This is a genomic window from Acidimicrobiales bacterium (assembly GCA_035533095.1).
GTDB lineage: Bacteria > Actinomycetota > Acidimicrobiia > Acidimicrobiales > Palsa-688 > DATLUM01.
In genome coordinates, this window is the sequence record DATLUM010000015.1 from 1 (window position 1) to 2,349 (window position 2,349).

5 protein-coding genes are annotated in these 2,349 nt (G+C 66.8%); 3 read left to right on the plus strand and 2 right to left on the minus strand.

The annotated features are described in order from the left end of the window. From VNF71_02260 to VNF71_02270, 3 genes are all read left to right on the plus strand, one after another. On the plus strand, positions 1-288 hold a 288-nt coding region (locus VNF71_02260), incomplete at its 5' end, for a hypothetical protein (GenBank protein HVA73374.1). A gap of 96 nt (positions 289-384) precedes the next feature. Beyond that, the gene (locus VNF71_02265) at positions 385-642 is read left to right on the plus strand and encodes a helix-turn-helix domain-containing protein (GenBank protein HVA73375.1); all 258 of its coding nucleotides are present in this window, start codon (positions 385-387) and stop codon (positions 640-642) included. Between the two features lie 6 nt (positions 643-648). Further along, a complete protein-coding gene (locus tag VNF71_02270) occupies positions 649-1,242 on the plus strand; it encodes a hypothetical protein (protein HVA73376.1) in 594 nt (197 codons plus the stop codon). A gap of 155 nt (positions 1,243-1,397) precedes the next feature. Here the strand turns inward: VNF71_02270 and VNF71_02275 are convergent, their stop codons facing one another. Then, positions 1,398-1,880, minus strand: a complete 483-nt coding sequence (locus VNF71_02275; GenBank protein ID HVA73377.1) for a hypothetical protein — start codon at positions 1,878-1,880, stop codon at positions 1,398-1,400. After that, the gene (locus VNF71_02280) at positions 1,823-2,146 is read right to left on the minus strand and encodes a hypothetical protein (GenBank protein ID HVA73378.1); all 324 of its coding nucleotides are present in this window, start codon (positions 2,144-2,146) and stop codon (positions 1,823-1,825) included. Before VNF71_02280 ends, VNF71_02275 begins: the two co-directional genes overlap by 58 nt. Positions 2,147-2,349: the final 203 nt, after the last annotated feature.

The following is a 2,349-nucleotide window of genomic DNA, read 5'->3' on the forward strand; positions in this document are numbered from 1 at the left end:
CGGGCGATCGCTCACACCGACGCCGTCCTCACCGCCGGGATGTACCGGGTGGGGTGCGCCGACACCTTCTGCTGGGTCCACGCCAGCCTCCGCCAACTCGCTCCTCCCGGAGCGGGCCTCACGTGGCAGGACCGCACGCCCCCGATGGCCGCTGGTCTCACCGACCACCCTTGGACGATGTCCGAACTCTTGCCCTACCACGTCCCCTTGCCGCTGTGGGTTGCCCCCAAACGTCGGGGCCGTCCCCCTCAAGCCAGCTATCAGCCGGCCATGGCGATAGCCGCGTGACCACGCTTAACTGTGGTGCTACCACAAAAGCTCCATTCCGGGAATACCATGAAAGTGCATGATGTCGTCACGCGTCCCGTGAGGGAGGAGGTTGTCATGATCGGCCTTCAATCAACGTCCCAGAGCACCGAATATCTGTCCACGGCCGAAGTCGCGCGGCTCATTGGAATCCATCCCAACACTCTGCGCGGGTATGCCGACCAGAACCTGATCGAGCACATCCGCCTTCCCGGAGGCCATCGGCGCTTCACCCGCCAGGCGGTGGACGAGTTCATCGGGCGCCTGCACGATCGCACCATTGCCGGGCCAACGCCGACTCAGATCGAAGCGCTCGCGCGCGAGTACGGCGAGTAAGCGCGCGTGCCGTCCCCCGACGCTGCTGCGTACTATCGGACTCCCACGCCGGACGAGCCGATCAAGACGGGCGATATCTTCCTTGGCGGCGCGCTCGTCGCGCCGGGTGATCCGCGTCTCTCCCTCTCCCCCCGAACGGACGTTGCGCCCAGCCGCGATGTCCTCGACCTCGGACCGCTCGTCGACGAGCCGGTGGTCGGCATCGGGTACGTTATGCTCCTGTCCTATACCTGCGACTACGCGGAGCCGGCGAGGGACCACGCCCTGCGGCTGGTCGCGCCTCTCTGGGACCTTCTCGCCCTTCCGAACACCAATGGCCTGAGGGGTTTCGTCTGGAACCAGCCGGAGCGCTGTCCGGCGATCTTCTATCCCCTCCCCGCCGGCGACGGGCACGTCGGTTCGTCCTACATCCATCTTCGCCAGCTTGGCCTGGTCCAGCGCGAGATGCTGCCGGCGAGCGGCCGCGTCGCGTCCCTACAGCAGCCGGTGAAGCACCTCCTCTGGCAGAAGCTGGCATTCTTCCTCACCCGCGTCCGGCCGACGCTCGAACAGTTGCACACGGTTGATGAAGGGTATCCCTCGCCTGAAGCTCGTCCCTGACTGCTCAAGCTCGCCGTGGCGCTCGTGCCTTGCGGCGGGCGTTGATGCGGAGGGTCCAGCAATGATCGGATGGGTCGCCATCACGGGTCAGGAATGGGCGCGACCGTCAAAAGGCCTGCTGACCGGCCGGTCAGAATTGGATCATACCTTCGGTGTCATGCGGGAACGACCGCGGTCGCGTGACACCTGGCTGCTCGGTGAGCAGATTGATCCTCCGGTGTGGTCGAGGCTAATGCATTGCGACGGTTCTTCGGGTCATCCGTCGCCACCGGCGCGACCTCGACGGCCGGGGACAGCCGGCTGAAAAGGAGCGCCAGCACGACGCCCAATGCGCCGTAGACCGCGAGGACGTCCCGGTCGCTCGCCACCAGCGTGGTCCCGGCCGACTGGAGCGTCTGGGCGAGGAGACCGGCGCTCAGCGCGCCGACCGCCGAGAGCGAGCCGGCGAGGTTGTACCAGGCAAAGCTATTCGTGCGGAAGCGATCCGGAATCGTCTGGGGCAGTGCTGCCAGCTCGATGGGCTGAGAAGGCCCGACCTCGCCCCCGCCCGGACTCAACGTCCCCAGGATCGCCGCGACGGTCAGGAGGAACAGGTTCCCGGATACTGCGAAGGCGAGCCCGGTGACGGCGACCAGCATCGTGCCGAAGACGAGCATGCGGCGGCGCCCGAGTTGGTCGGGGTGCGCGGTGATCGCGAAGGAGACCAGGCATCGCCGACCAGAGTGGCGGTGAGCAGCATGCCGATCTCGCCTTCCGGCAGGCCGATTGCCGCCAGGTAGAGCACGAGCACGACCGAGAGGAGGCCATGGGAAAAGGTACGGACGACTCGGGTGGCGAACAGAAGTCGCCCGTCGGCCGTCAGCAGCCGCAGTGACTGGGCCTCCGGAAGCTCCAGCAACGACACCTGCGCTTTTCTGCATCCCTTGACGAGACATCGCCAACAGGGAGTCGGCAGTTGGAGGATCAACGGGTGCGCCCCACAATAGTGGAGTTAGGCCGCCTGTTTTGCGAGGTCGCCCGGGGGAGCGCGACGGTGACGCGGAAAGACCGGCGGGCGACGGCGCTGCGGATGGGTCCGCCAGAAGCTGGGCCAGCGCCCGGAGCGCC